10 protein-coding genes are annotated in these 13,954 nt (G+C 70.3%); 9 read left to right on the forward strand and 1 reads right to left on the reverse strand.

The features are described 5' to 3' along the window. Positions 1 to 39 precede the first annotated feature (39 nt). Both ilvD and ACODR1_RS16880 read left to right on the forward strand, forming a co-directional pair. Positions 40 to 1,896 (forward strand): dihydroxy-acid dehydratase, encoded by a 1,857-nt coding sequence (gene ilvD / locus ACODR1_RS16875; protein ID WP_101717960.1) that lies wholly within the window; start codon positions 40 to 42, stop codon positions 1,894 to 1,896. Positions 1,897 to 2,044: 148 nt separating this feature from the next. Next, positions 2,045 to 3,361, forward strand: coding sequence for an O-acetylhomoserine aminocarboxypropyltransferase/cysteine synthase family protein (locus ACODR1_RS16880; protein WP_488881486.1), 1,317 nt, complete (start codon positions 2,045 to 2,047; stop codon positions 3,359 to 3,361). Between the two features lie 49 nt (positions 3,362 to 3,410). On the opposite strand, the gene ACODR1_RS16885 is transcribed toward ACODR1_RS16880, so the two are convergent. Continuing rightward, positions 3,411 to 4,622 carry a dipeptidase gene (locus ACODR1_RS16885; RefSeq protein ID WP_488881487.1) on the reverse strand — a complete coding sequence of 404 codons (1,212 nt, stop codon included), beginning with the start codon at positions 4,620 to 4,622 and terminating at the stop codon, positions 3,411 to 3,413. A gap of 213 nt (positions 4,623 to 4,835) precedes the next feature. On the opposite strand from ACODR1_RS16885, the gene ACODR1_RS16890 reads away from it, so the two are divergent. The 7 genes from ACODR1_RS16890 to ACODR1_RS16920 all read left to right on the forward strand — a co-directional run bounded on the left by ACODR1_RS16890 (position 4,836) and on the right by ACODR1_RS16920 (position 13,878). Then, positions 4,836 to 5,747, forward strand: a complete 912-nt coding sequence (locus ACODR1_RS16890) for an aldo/keto reductase (protein ID WP_488881488.1) — start codon at positions 4,836 to 4,838, stop codon at positions 5,745 to 5,747. A gap of 239 nt (positions 5,748 to 5,986) precedes the next feature. Continuing rightward, positions 5,987 to 6,532, forward strand: a complete 546-nt coding sequence (locus ACODR1_RS16895; protein ID WP_488881489.1) for an RNA polymerase sigma factor — start codon at positions 5,987 to 5,989, stop codon at positions 6,530 to 6,532. Positions 6,533 to 6,590: 58 nt separating this feature from the next. Further along, on the forward strand, positions 6,591 to 7,562 hold the full coding sequence (locus ACODR1_RS16900; protein WP_488881490.1) for a FecR family protein: 972 nt from the start codon (positions 6,591 to 6,593) through the stop codon (positions 7,560 to 7,562). A 139-nt stretch (positions 7,563 to 7,701) separates the two neighbouring features. After that, entirely contained in the window at positions 7,702 to 10,680 is a 2,979-nt protein-coding gene (locus tag ACODR1_RS16905) for a TonB-dependent receptor (protein ID WP_488881491.1), read from the forward strand. Between the two features lie 114 nt (positions 10,681 to 10,794). Further along, a complete protein-coding gene (locus ACODR1_RS16910) occupies positions 10,795 to 11,559 on the forward strand; it encodes a Slam-dependent surface lipoprotein (protein WP_488881492.1) in 765 nt (254 codons plus the stop codon). Between the two features lie 46 nt (positions 11,560 to 11,605). Further along, the gene (locus ACODR1_RS16915; RefSeq protein WP_488881493.1) at positions 11,606 to 13,102 is read left to right on the forward strand and encodes a surface lipoprotein assembly modifier; all 1,497 of its coding nucleotides are present in this window, start codon (positions 11,606 to 11,608) and stop codon (positions 13,100 to 13,102) included. After that, positions 13,102 to 13,878, forward strand: a complete 777-nt coding sequence (locus tag ACODR1_RS16920) for an energy transducer TonB (RefSeq protein WP_488881494.1) — start codon at positions 13,102 to 13,104, stop codon at positions 13,876 to 13,878. The genes ACODR1_RS16915 and ACODR1_RS16920 overlap by 1 nt, the downstream gene beginning before the upstream one ends. Positions 13,879 to 13,954 lie beyond the last annotated feature (76 nt).

A 13,954-nucleotide genomic window follows, 5' to 3' on the forward strand; every position in this document is an offset into this window, starting at 1 on the left:
CGGCGGTAATAACCCCACAGCCGACACTGAGATTTTCCCATGCCTCCCTATCGCTCACGCACCTCCACCCACGGCCGCAACATGGCCGGCGCCCGCGGCCTGTGGCGCGCCACCGGCATGAAGGACAGCGACTTCGGCAAGCCGATCATCGCCGTGGCCAACAGCTTCACCCAGTTCGTCCCGGGCCACGTGCACCTGAAGGACCTGGGCCAGCTGGTCGCCCGCGAGATCGAGGCCGCCGGCGGCGTGGCCAAGGAATTCAACACCATCGCCGTCGACGACGGCATCGCCATGGGCCACGGCGGGATGCTGTATTCGCTGCCCAGCCGCGAGCTGATCGCCGACGCGGTCGAATACATGGTCAACGCCCACTGCGCCGACGCGATCGTCTGCATCTCCAACTGCGACAAGATCACGCCCGGCATGCTGATGGCCGCCATGCGCCTCAACATTCCGGTCGTCTTCGTCTCGGGCGGCCCGATGGAGGCCGGCAAGGTGCAGATCAAGGGCGCGATCCGCTCGCTGGACCTGGTCGACGCCATGGTCGTGGCCGCCGACGACAAATATACCGACGAGGAAGTCGAGGCGATCGAGAAGGCCGCCTGCCCGACCTGCGGATCGTGCTCGGGCATGTTCACCGCCAACTCGATGAACTGCCTGACCGAAGCGCTGGGCCTGTCGCTGCCCGGCAACGGCTCGGTCCTGGCCACCCACGCCGATCGCGAGGCCCTGTTCAAGGAAGCCGGCCGCCTGATCGTCGACCTGTGCCAGCGCTGGTACGAGCAGGAGGACGTCACGGCCCTGCCGCGCGGCATCGCCACGCGCGAGGCGTTCGAGAACGCCATGAGCCTCGACATCGCCATGGGCGGCTCGACCAACACCGTGCTGCACCTCCTGGCCGCGGCCAGCGAGGGCGGCGTCGAGTTCTCGATGGCCGACATCGACCGGCTGTCGCGCCGCGTGCCCTGCCTGTCGAAGGTGGCGCCGGCCAAGGCCGACGTGCACATGGAAGACGTCCACCGCGCCGGCGGCGTGCCCGCCATCCTGGGCGAGCTGGAAAAGGGCGGCCTGATCGACGCCAGCCAGCCCACCGTCCACGCCGCGACCATGGCCGAGTCCCTGGCTCGCTGGGACATCGGCCGCACCAACAGCGGCACGGCTCAGGAGTTCTTCCGCGCCGCCCCGGGCGGCAAGCCGACCCAGGTCGCCTTCAGCCAGGCCGCCCGCTGGGAGGAGCTGGACCTGGACCGCGAGAAGGGCGTCATCCGCTCGGTCGAGCACCCGTTCTCCAAGGACGGCGGCCTGGCCGTGCTGTTCGGCAACCTCGCCCCCGAGGGCTGCATCGTGAAGACGGCCGGGGTCGACGAGTCGATCTTGACCTTCCGCGGCACGGCCCGGGTGTTCGAGAGCCAGGAAGACGCCGTCAGCGGCATCCTGGGCGGCAAGGTCACGGCCGGCGAGGTCGTGGTGATCCGCTACGAAGGCCCCAAGGGCGGCCCGGGCATGCAGGAGATGCTGTACCCGACCACCTACCTGAAATCGAAGGGCCTGGGCGCAGCCTGCGCCCTGATCACCGACGGTCGCTTCTCGGGCGGCACCTCGGGCCTGTCGATCGGCCACGTCTCGCCGGAAGCCGGCGAGGGCGGCCTGATCGCGCTGGTCGAGACCGGCGACAGCATCCTGATCGACATCCCCAACCGCGGCATCAACCTGGAAGTCTCCGACGCGGTGCTGGCGGAGCGCCACGCCGCCCAGCTGGCGCGCGGCAAGGACGCCTGGAAGCCCAAGGACCGCAAGCGCGAGGTCTCGCCCGCCCTGCGCGCCTATGCGGCCATGACCACCAACGCCGCTCGCGGCGCGGTGCGCGACGTCAGTCAGGTCGAGCGCCAGAACTAGGAACTGAGAGCGGCCGGGCTCGCCCGAGCTTGGCCGCGCAATCCTGGGGTGAGTTTTTCTGCCCGCGCGGCGAGAATATCGGTCGTGCGGAGGAGGGCGGTCCGGGTCAGGTTTTCGACATCGACGTAAAAAGCTTCAGGAGAAGCCGATGTCCGACCGCAAGCTCCATCCCGAGACCCTGGCCCTGCACGCCGGCTGGCGGGCCGATCCGACGACCGGGGCCGTGGCGCCGCCGATCTACCAGACCACTTCCTACCAGTTCCAAAGCGCCGAGCACGCCGCCGACCTCTTCGCCCTGCGTCAGCTGGGCAACATCTACACCCGCATCGGCAACCCCACGATCGACATCCTGGAGCAGCGCCTGGCCGCTCTGGAGGGCGGGGCCGCTGCGCTTGCCGTGGCCTCGGGCCAGGCGGCTTCGGCCTTCGCCATCCAGAACCTGGCCCGGGCCGGCGACAACATCGTCAGCTCCACCGACCTCTACGGCGGCACCTGGAACCTCTTCGCCAACACCCTGCGCGACCAGGGGATCGAGGTCCGCTTCGTCGATCCGGAAGACCCCCAGGCCTTCGCGCGCGCCACCGACGAGCGCACGCGCGCCTATTATGCCGAGACCCTGCCCAATCCGAAGCTGACCGTCTTCCCGATCGCCGAGGTCGCCGCCATCGGCCGCGCGCACGGGATCCCGCTGATCGTCGACAACACCGCCGCCCCCTTGCTGGCGCGGCCGCTGGAGCACGGCGCGGCCATCGTCGTCTATTCGACCACCAAGTATATCGGCGGCCACGGCACCTCGATCGGCGGCGTCATCATCGACGGCGGCAACTTCGACTGGGAGGCGCATCCCGAGCGCCAGCCGCTGCTCAACACCCCTGATCCCAGTTACCATGGCGCTGTCTGGGCGCAGGCGGCCAAGCCGCTCGGCCCCATCGCCTACATCCTGCGAGCCCGCACGGTGCTGCTGCGCGACCTCGGCGCGGCGCTGTCGCCGTTCAACGCCTTCCAGATCCTTCAGGGGCTGGAGACTCTGCCGCTGCGCATCGCCCGCCATTCGCAGAACGCGCAAGGCGTGGTCGACTTCCTGGCCAACCGCCCCGAAGTGATCCAGGTGATCTATCCCACCGCCCAGGACGGCCTGCGCCGCGAGCGGGCCGATCGCTATCTGTCGGGCGGCTACGGCGGCCTGGTCGGCTTCGAGCTGGCCGGCGGACGCGAGACCGGCAAGCGGTTCATCGACGCGCTCAAGCTGTTCTATCACGTGGCCAATATCGGCGACGCGCGCAGCCTCGCCATCCATCCGGCCTCGACCACCCACTCCCAGCTCAGCGCCGAGGACCAGGCCGCCACCGGCGTTTCCGAAGGCTATGTGCGCCTGTCGATCGGCCTGGAGCACATCGACGACATCCTGGCCGACCTCGACCAGGCCCTGGCCGCCTCGCAAGGTCTGCGCGTCGCGGCCGAGTGACGAAAAAGCCCGCCAGGTCAGAGGCCTGGCGGGCTTTCTTCATGCTGGGTCAGTGCTTCGAAGTCTGCTCCACCGCGCGGAAGACGCGCAGGTAGTTGCCGCCCCACAGCTTGCCGATGTCGGCCTCGGAATAGCCGCGCGCCACCAGCTCGGCGGTGACGTTGCCGGCCTCGCCCTCGTTGGCCCAGCCGATCACCCCGCCGCCGTGGTTGAAGTCCGACGACAGCCCCACGTGGTCGACGCCCACGCGCCCCACCGCATAGTCGACGGAGTCGACCAGGTCCTTGACCGTCGCCTTGGGCAGCAGGTCGGTGACGGCGTGGCTGTAGTCCTTGCGCTTGTCGGGCGACAGCGTCTCGGTCCCGTCGGCTGCGCGCGTGAAGGCGGCCGGCAGGCCGTACTGGGCGCGCAGGGCCGCCACCTTCGGACGAAGCTCCGGCGTCAGCCGCACCAGATAGGGGCCGAAGGCGACGATCTGCACGACCCCGCCCTTGGCGGCGATGGCGTCGAGCTCGGCGTCAGACAGGTTGCGCGGGTTGTCGACGATCCCCTGCACCCCGGAATGGCTGGCCACCACCGGCGCGCGGCTGATCGCCAGCACCTGCTTCACGCCGTCGGGCGTCAGTTGCGAGACGTCGATGATTACGCCCAGGTCGTTGAGCCGGCCCACAGCCTGCTTGCCCAGGGGCGACAGGCCGCCCCATTCGGCCTTGCTCCCGCCGCTGGGCCGCGAGGAGTCGGCGAAGGCGTTGGCGCCCGCATGGACGAAGCCGAAGCTGCGCACCCCGGCGGCATAGTAGGCGTCCAGGGGCGCCAGGTCCTCGCCGAACGGATAGGCGTTGAGGAAGCCCACGACGATCGCCCGCTTGCCGGCCTTGGCGGCGGTTTCGACGTCGTCGGCCTTCAGGGCCAGCACGGCGCGGTCGGGATGGCGCTCGGCGACGCCGCGGATGGCGGCCAGCTTGGCGTCGGCCTCCTTGCGGGCCTGGGCGTAGCCGGCCGGCGTGCGCGGCCCCTGAGCGACGAACACCGCCAGCACGGCCGCGTCGACCCCGCCGCGCTCCAGCTTGGGCAGGTCGACCTGGCCGTCGCCGTCGACGGCGGCCTCGTGCGCGCCGACGCCCAGGTCGGCGGGCACGTCCACGTGGCTGTCGAGCACCAGGGTGCGGGCGTGGATGGCGGCGGCGTCCAGATCGGCCGCTGTAGCGGCGCTGGCCAGGACCAGGGCGGCGGCCGTGGCCAGGAGGATGGGGCGAAGCATGGCGTCGTCTTTCTTGTCGTTGTTCGGGGAGGGCGCCTCGCCGCGCGCCGGGCCCCTCGGCGCGTTCGTGAAGGCGGCCCGACGCTAGCCGCCGCCGGGCCGCGCCGACCAACGCGGTGTTCTCATGCTCGATATTGCCGCTGGTAAAGCTTGCGCTCGGCGTCGCGCGCCGGTCATCTCCGGCGTCCTTTTCGAACCGAGAGTGCGCTTCCCATGCTCGACGACCGCAAGCCCCACGAAGCCCGCCCGCTCGGCAAGAGCGGCCTTTCCGTGTCGCCGCTGGCCTGGGGCATGTGGCGCTTCAAGGGCGAATCCGTCGCCGACGCCCGGCATCTGGTCGAGACCGCGCTGGAGAGCGGGATCACCCTGCTCGACACCGCCGACATCTACGGCGCCGACACGCCCTACGGCTTCGGCTCGGCCGAGGTGCTGCTGGGCAAGGTGCTGCACGACGCCCCACACCTGCGCGAGAAGTTCGTCCTGGCGTCGAAGGGCGGGATCATCCTGGGCGTGCCCTACAATTCCAGCGCCGATTACCTGATCTCGGCCTGCGAGGCTTCGTTGCAGCGCCTGGGCGTCGAGAAGATCGACCTCTACCAGGTCCATCGCCCCGACGTTCTGGCCCATCCGGCCGAGGTGGCGGCCGCTCTGGTCAAGCTGCGCGAGCAGGGCAAGATCGACGCCGTGGGCGTCTCCAACTACCTGCCCAGCCAGGTCGCGGCCCTGCAGGCGCACCTGCCGTTTCCGCTGGCCAGCATCCAGCCGGAGTTCTCGCCGCTGGCCATCGAGCCGCTGTCGGACGGCGTGCTCGACCAGGCGCTGGAGCGTGACATGGCGGTGCTGGCCTGGTCGCCGCTGGGCGGCGGCCGGCTGACGGGCGAGGGGATCGACGATCGCGGCCGGGCGGTGATCGACGCGCTGGACGCCGTGGCCCGCCCGCAGCACGTCGACCGCGCCGCCGTGGCCCTGGCCTGGATCATGGCCCACCCGTCGCGACCGATCCCGATCGTCGGCTCCCAGACGCCCGAGCGCATCAAGGCCGCCGCCGACGCCCTGCACGTCCACATGACCCGGGCCCAGTGGTACGCGATCCTGACCGCCAGCCGGGGCGTACCGCTGCCCTAGGTCGGATCGGCATTCGAGGCTCGAGCGTGGTCCTCGTCCTTCGACAAGCTCAGGATGAGGACCAGTTACAGGCCGAGATCGTAGAAAAACCTCATCCTGAGCCCGTCGAAGGACGAGGTTTTCGTCTCAGATGCCGAATGTCGATGTGTCCTGAGTTACGCGGTCGCCTTTGACGGGCGGCGACGAGATCGCTAGATCATGACGCGGTAATGAGAATCGTTCTCATTCGAGGTGGCGTGATGCGATCTGGCCAGAGGGGAACGGCTTCCGACCTGACCGGCCTGCTGGAGGCCCATTACGAGGACCTCCGCCGCTTCGCCGCCCGTAAGGCCCGCTCGGCCAGTCTCGCCGACGACGTCATGCAGGACGCCTGGCTGAAGCTGTCGGACCTGACCCGTGCGCCGGGCTTCGACGGTGCGTCAGTGCGCAATCCGCTCAGCTACCTGCGCAGGATCATCGCCAACCTCGTGGTCGACCGCCAGCGGCAGGCGGCCGCCCAGGCCAGGCGGATCTCGCCGGGCGAGCTGCCGCTGGACGCCGGCAGCGACGCCCCCTCGGCCTTCCAGGTGCTGGCCGGCCGCCAGGAGATCGCCATCGTCCAGGCCGCCATCGCCGAACTGCCCGACAAATGCCGGCAGGTGATCCTGCTCTATCGCGGCCACGACCTGACCATGCAGCAGGTCGCCGATCGCCTGGGGATCTCGCCGCGCACGGTCGAGAACCATCTGGCGAAGGCCATGAGCCACTGTCGCCGCCGCCTGAAGGAAGCGCGCGGCGATGGATGAGACTAGGGGAAGCGCGGGCGCCGGTTCGTCCTGTCCATCGGGAGGACCAAAAGCCCACATGAGCGACAAGGACAAACCGGGGGACGAGAGCGCGGCGCTGTTCGAGGCGGCGGCGCGCCAAACGCTGCGCCTGCGCGACGGCGGGGACGCGGCTGAGCACGCCGCCTGGCTGGCTGAAGGGCCAGGGCGGGCCGAGGCGATGGCCGAGGCCGACCACATTCTTTCGCTGATCGGCGCGGCCACGGCGTCCCAGGCGGATGTAGCGTTCCAGCCGAGACGCCGGCGCGGCGCCGCCGCTGTCGCCAGCCCGCGTCGGCGGACCTGGAAGATCCCGGCGGCCGTGGCCGCGTGCCTGGTGCTGGCGCTCGGCACGGGCGTCGCCCTGAAGACGCTCGCGCCCACCGATCCGAACCATCTGGTCGCCGAGATCGGCGAGGTGCGCCGGCAGGTGCTGGCCGACGGCAGCGCGGTGACGCTGAACACCGGCGCGGTGCTCGAGGTCCGCTACGGGCCCGAAGGCCGCCGCGTGCGGCTGGTGAAGGGCGAGGCGTTCTTCGACGTCGTCCATGATCCCTCGCGACCGTTCGTGGTCGAGAGCCGGGCCGGCAGCGCCCGGGTGCTGGGAACGGCCTTCGACGTGCGCTTGGCTGGCGACCGCGCCAAGGTCAGCGTCCTGCGCGGCGCGGTGCGGGTCGAGCCGGCGCATGGCGGCGGGATGGCGGTGCTGCGGGCCGGGCAGGGGGCCTGGCTTGATGGCGCCGCGCCCAAGGCCCTGGCGCTTGAAGATCCAGCCGCGGTCGACGCCTGGCGGCAGGGACGCCTCGTCGTCTATCACCGCCCGCTGTCCGAAGTGGTCGACGAGATCGGCCGCTACCGGCGCGGCAAGGTGTTCGTGCGTGGGCGAGCCCTGGCCGCCCGGCCGGTCTCGGGCGTGTTCGACGTCGCCAGGCCCGACGCCGCCATCGACGCTCTGGCCGTCTCGCTGGATCTTCGTACGGCCCGTTTGGGCGGTTTCGTTCTGCTCTACTGACCGGCTCGTAACGCTTTCGCAAAAAAATCGACGAGGTCGCTAGGGGATCTCGCCGCCGGGTTTCGTCTCTCCATCATAAGATGCAATTGAGTGTCGCTCGCAATAATGAGCGGCCCACGAGACGAGACCGACCGAAGACATGACGACGCCTGTTATCCGTTCCGGCCTGCTGCCCCGTATCCGCCGGCTGTCGTTGTGCCTGGCCCTGGCCTCTGCCAGCCCGCTGGCTTTGGCTGCGCTTCCCGTCGCCGCCCAGGAAGCCTCGGCCTACACGGTCGACATCCCCGCCCAGCCGCTGCCCCAGGCGCTGAGCCAGTTCTCGCTGCAGACCAAGGTCCAGATCGTCTACGCCGTCGAGGCCCCGTACGGCCGCCGCGCCCCCGCCGTGCGCGGCCGCTTCAGCCAGGGCGAGATCCTGTCGCGCCTGCTGGCCGGCAGCGGCGTCACCTGGCGCGAGGTGCGTCCCGGCGTCGTGACCCTGGAGGCCGCGCCCAGCGCCAAGGGCGCGGTGGTCACCGACGCCCTCCGCGTCGAGGGCGCGAGCGGCGGCGGCGAGGCGCTCAGCGCCCGCGACGCGCTGGGCTACGACGGCGTCTACGACCTCGACGCCGCCTCCACCTATGCCGGCAAGGCGCAGGTCGAGCGCTACAAGGGCGTCAGCCCGGCCGACGTGCTCAAGGGCATGGTCGGGGTGTTCAGCGGCGACGCCCGCAACAGCGGCGCGCTCGATCCCAGCGTCCGCGGCGTCGAAGGCCCCGGCCGGGTGCCGGTAATCATCGACGGCGGCGAGCAGGCCCTGACCGTCTGGCGCGGCTACAACGGCGCCAACAATCGCAGCTACATCGACCCCAGCCTGGTCGGCGGCGTGCAGGTGCTGAAAGGCCCGTCCCTGACCGCCGGCGTCCACACCTCGGTGGGCGGGGCGGTGGTCATCGACACCCTCTTGCCGCGCGACATCCTGCGCGAGGGCGAGGCCTATGGCGCCGAGGTCCGCATCGAGGGCGGCAACAACTCCACCAAGCCGCGCCTGCCGACCCTGCTGACGGGGCAGGACTACCGCGATGTCCCCGGCTTTCCCGGCTCGACCGGAACCACGGGATTTCCGAGCAGCCCCTACAACGATCCGTACGTGCAGGTGACGCCGCGCACCTCGGGCGACAACGACACCCTGTCGCTGGGCGACCGCGCCGCGCGCCTGGCCATCGCCGGCCGTAGCGACGACTTCGAGTGGCTGGCCGCCTACGCCTGGCGCGAGCGGGGCAACTACTTCGCCGGCGAGAGCGAGGCTGGCTACTATCAGCAGACCAACCTGCCGACGCCGTCGGGCCCGCAGGATTTGATCAAGCGCCTAGCCTTCAACTACCAGCCCGGCAACGAGGTCCCCAACACCTCCAGCGAGATGAGCTCGTGGCTGGGCAAGCTGGTCTGGAAGATCAGCGATACGCAGCAGCTGAAGTTCGGCGTGCGCGACACCGTCTCGACCTATGGCGAGGTCATGCCCTCGCGGATCATCTCGGTCGGCAACAACGGCATGGGCAAGGTGCAGTGGCCGCTCAGCGAGGTCCACGCCACCGCCTGGAACGTCGACTACCGCCTCAAGCCCGGCGGCCGCTGGGTGGACCTGAAGAGCTCGGTCTGGCTGACCCGCACCAACAGCCACACCTACAGCGCCGGCGGCTTCCCCAACTGGGCCCAGAACGCCGCCAACCCCATCATCAAGAACACCGCGCTCGCCAACGCCAAGAACGACCGCTACGGCCTGTCGGCCAGCAACAAGATGCGCCTGGCCTCGACCCTCGACCTCGTGGTCGCCGGCGACTGGCAGCACGAGAAACTGACCTCGCCCGACGTCTGGGGCGGCACGTTCGACGGCTGGCGCCAGTATCCCCGGGCCGGCCGGCGCGAGGAATACAACGTCCACGCCAATCTCGAATGGCGGCCGGTCAGCGAGCTGACCCTGACGGCCGGCGCGCGCTACTCGCACTACTGGGCGTTCGACGATTTCCTGGCCGAGCAACTGGCCAAGGGCGTGGTGTTCACCAACTACGTCTTCACCGACGGCTCGGTGCTGTACCGCACCCTGGTCAACGGCCGCACGGTCAACAACCGCATCGCCTGGGAACGAGACAGCACCGGCAAGTTCACCCGCGCCACCAACCCCTGCGTCAACGGCTTCCTCAATAGCGTGGCCAACGCCACCGGCTACTGCGTGGCCTCGCTGAACCAGGCGCCGGTCACCGCCGTCAGCCGCACCCAGCGCGGCGACGGCTGGACGCCCGCGGCCTCGGCCACCTTCAACTTCACGCCCAATGCTCGCGCCTATGTCCGCTACGCCGAGGCTTATCGCTTCCCCAGCCTGTTCGAGAGCACGGTGGGTTTCTCGGCCGCCATCGACCCGACCCGGCCGCTGAAGCCCGAGCACGCCCGCACCTGGGAGGTCGCCTACATCCACGACCTGTCGGCGCTGCTGTCGCTGCCGGAGGGCCAGCGCGCCGATTTTCGACTGACCTGGTTCCGCAACCGCACCAGCAACGTCATCGAGCGCGGCACGCAGCTGCAGCTGTCCAACATGGAAAAGCAGATCATCGAAGGGATCGAGCTCCAGGCCCGCTACGACAACGGCCGCCTGTTCGCCGACTTTTCCGCCGCCCACAACTTCAAGAACAAGGTCTGCGACCGCCAGCAGGCCATCCTCAAGCAGCCCAATACCGGCATCGTGCCCGACTGCGTGAACTTCGGCTTCGTCGGCGGCTATCTGCTGACCCAGGCCACGCCTGAGAACTCGGCCAACCTGAACCTCGGCGCCCGCTTCCTTGAGCGCCGGCTCGAGGTCGGCGTGCGCGGCGTCTACTACAGCGGCTACGACAATCCCGAGCTCGACCGCTTCATCGGCGGGGCGACGGCCACCCGCGTCGACGGCTGGGCGCTGAACACGCCCTACCTGTGGGACGACATCGTCACGGTCGACGCCTACGCCAACTTCAAGCTCAACGAGAAGGTCCGGTTCGAGCTGGTCGGGACCAATCTCAACGACCGCTACTACACCGATCCCCTGACCCGCACGGCCCAGCCGGCCCCCGGGCGCACGCTGAAGCTCAGCATGACCGCCCGCTACTGACCCCCAATTCACGGCTTTCGGCGCGTCGGCTCCCTACCGACGCGGCGGACGCCGCTGGATGAGCCCGGGCCTCCATCGAAGAGGTCCATTCAACTAAGCATCGGAGAAGACGAGATGTCCCGTTCGACCTTCAAGACGCTGATCCTGGCCTCCATCGCCGCCGCCGCCCTGACGGGCGTCGCCCATGCCGGCATCGTCGGCGAGTCCACCGACGAAACCCACCTGAAGGTGGGCGCCAGCGTGATCAACGCGGGTCCGCACACCGCCGGCAAGGCCGGCGTCGCCGTCGCCTCGATCGGTCTGTCGGCCTATGTCGACTTCCAGGGCCTTTCGGCCTCGGCCCCGCCGTCGGGCGGCGTCAGCACGATCAACAACCCGTCGACCGCGCCGGGCAGCCACAACGGCATGGGCGTGTTCAACTTCGCCAAGGTCAGCACCGGCGACATCTGGTTCGGCGAATGGTCCGACACCGCCAACGCCAATGACGGCACCCACACCGTCTACTATGTGGGCGACGACACCGGCGCGACCGCCGGTTCGGGCACGGCCAGCTACACCGTGAAGGGTCTCAGCGACTACGCCACCAACGGCATCCTCGAAGGGACCTTCAACGCCGACTTCACCGGCGGCACGCTGAGCGGCTACGTCCAGAGCGCCTCGACCGGCTACAAGGTCGACATCGGCTCGGTGGGCATCTCGGGCCTGAACATCGCCAGCACCACGGCCAACGCCACGGCGACGCAGGGGACGAGCACCCTGGCCTCGGGCGGCGAAGTCAGCGGCAAGTTCTTCGGCGCCAACGCCGCGGCCCTGGCCGGTCTGGTCACCTTCGGCGGCAACAGCGTCTACGACACCGCCTTCGGCGGCACGAAGAACTGAGGACGCGAGGGGCGGGGGCCGGCTGGCCCTCGCCCCAAGCCCCAGCATGACCAGGTCGTCCGTTCCCCCGCGTTTTCCGTTCCGCGCCGCCGCCGGCTGCGCGGCTTTCGTCGTTCTGGCCCTGGCCGGCGCCGCACGCGCCCAGGTCGACGATGACACCCGCCTGCGTCTCGATCAGGACCTGTCGCGCCGCGCCGCCGAGCGCGAGGCGAAGACACGGCAGGAGACCGCGCCCGACGTGCTGGTCATCAATGGCCAGGCCTACACCGTGGGGCCCGGCGCCGACGACGTCGGCAAGGCGCTCTATCTGTCGCTGAGCCGCCGGCAGTGGGCCGACGCCCGCCGGTTCCTCAAGGCCTATCTGGCCCTTCCCGAGCGCGATCCGATGCTGGTCCACTACGCCCAGGGGCAGCTCGCCCGGCAGGACGGCGACCTGCGCGCGGCCGAACGCAGCTTCCGCCAGCTGCTGGCCTTGCAGCCGGACTTTCAGCCGGGGCGCCTGGAGCTGGCCCGGGTATTGTTCGAGAACCAGCGCGACCGCGAGGCCGAGGCGGCCTTCCGCGCCGTCCTGGCCGACCTTCCCAAGGACGACGCCCGCGCCGCGGGGGTGCGTCGTAGCGTCGAGACCTTCCTGGCGGCCCTGAAGCGCCGCCGCGCCTGGACCGGCCAGTTCGCGCTGGGCCCGGGCTGGAACTCCAACATCAACCAGGCTTCGGGCAGCTATGCCTGCCTGCTGCCGGGGCCGGAGGGGATCTGCTTCTTCGACCGCAAGACGCCCGATCCGGTGGGGGCGGCGACGGTCAGCTTCGAGACCGTGCTCAATCGTCGCCTGCCTTTGCGGGGCTCGGGCGGCCTGACCTTCCGCGGCATGGCCTATGGCGAGCTCTATCCGGAGGAGGGGCGCTACAACCAGGCCACCTTCGTCGCCCAGGCCGGGCTCGACTACCGCACCGCGCGTCTGTCGTTCGGCGTCGCGCCGTCGCTGGATGTCGGGGCCATGGGCGCCGAGCGTCTGTACGAGGCGCCGGGCCTGCATGCCGAGGTCAGCCGCGCGCTGGGCGCCTCGACCCTGGTCAAGCTGGAGGGCGACTACAAGGCGATGCGCTACAGCCGGGCCTCGTTCTCGTCGCTCGACGGGGACCAACTGTCGCTGTTCCTCACCGCCTGGCGCGGCCTGGCTGGGGGCTGGACGGTGTTCGGCGGCATGGACCTGCTCGACAAGGACGCCGACCGCGCGGTCAACGCCTATGGCCAGGCCGGGCTGCGGCTGGGTGTGGCGACGCCGACGATGAAAGGCTTCAACGGGACTCTGTTCACCTCGGCCCGGCGCAAGCGCTGGAACGCCGTCAACGAGACGCTGGAGGCCCGCCGCCGCGACGACGAGCAGAGCTTCACCGCCATCCTGCGCGCGCCGCGCTGGAAGACGCCGGGCGGCTTCACGCCCAGCCTGACCGTGCAGTACGCCAAGGTCGCCAGCAGCATCGACTGGCTGTTCTCCTACGAGAAGGCCGCCGCCAGCCTGAAGCTGGAGCGGGTGTTCTGATGCTGCAGGCCCTGCCCATGACGGTTTTGGAGATCCCGTACGAGCCGCTCGCGGCTGCTGGGCGAAAGCGTCGCTGGAGTCTGGCCCTGTCCGGGGCGGTGGTGCTGCACGTGGCCTTGCTGCTGGGCGCCTATCTGCGGCTGAGCCGGCCCGAGATGCCGCCGGCCGCGCCGATCGAGGCCATCGCCGTCGAGTTCGCGGTCGAGCCTGTGGCGCCGCCGCGGCCCAGGGACGAGCGCCCGCCGGGGCCGGAGAGCAAGCCCAGTCCGGCCGCGGTCGCCGCGCCGTCGCCGCCCAAGGCCATCGACCGGCCGCCGGATCCGCGCGGCGTCCTGCCGCCGCAGCAGCGGTCCGCCGCCCCGGCGGTCGAGGCGGACGCCGCGGCTCGGCCCTCCACCCCGCGCGAGGCTTCGGCCCCGCCTGCCGCGCCCGCGCCGCCCGCACCGGTCATGGCCGCGCCACGCACCTCGGCCGCCGCCGCCCGCGACGCGGCGGTCAGCTGGCGCGGCCTGATCCTGGGACGCCTGAAGACCTACAAGCGCTATCCGCGCCGCGCCCAGAGCGCCGGGCAGGAGGGCGTGGTCCACGTCGCCTTCATGGTCGATCGGACGGGCCGGGTGCTGAGCGCCAGGATCGCCAAGGGCTCGGGCTATCCGCTGCTGGACGACGAAGCCCTGGCCACGGTCCGCCGGGCCTCGCCCATGCCGCCTCCGCCCGACGACGTGGCGGGCGACCCCGTCGAGGTGCTCGTGCCCGTGGAGTTCTTCGTCGGCTGAGCGCGAGGGCAGGGCCGCCCGACCGGGCGATTGTCACCGGTTACGGCTAGCCAAGCTCGCGTCACGCTGTAGAGTT

Source organism: Caulobacter sp. FG7 (assembly GCF_057808875.1).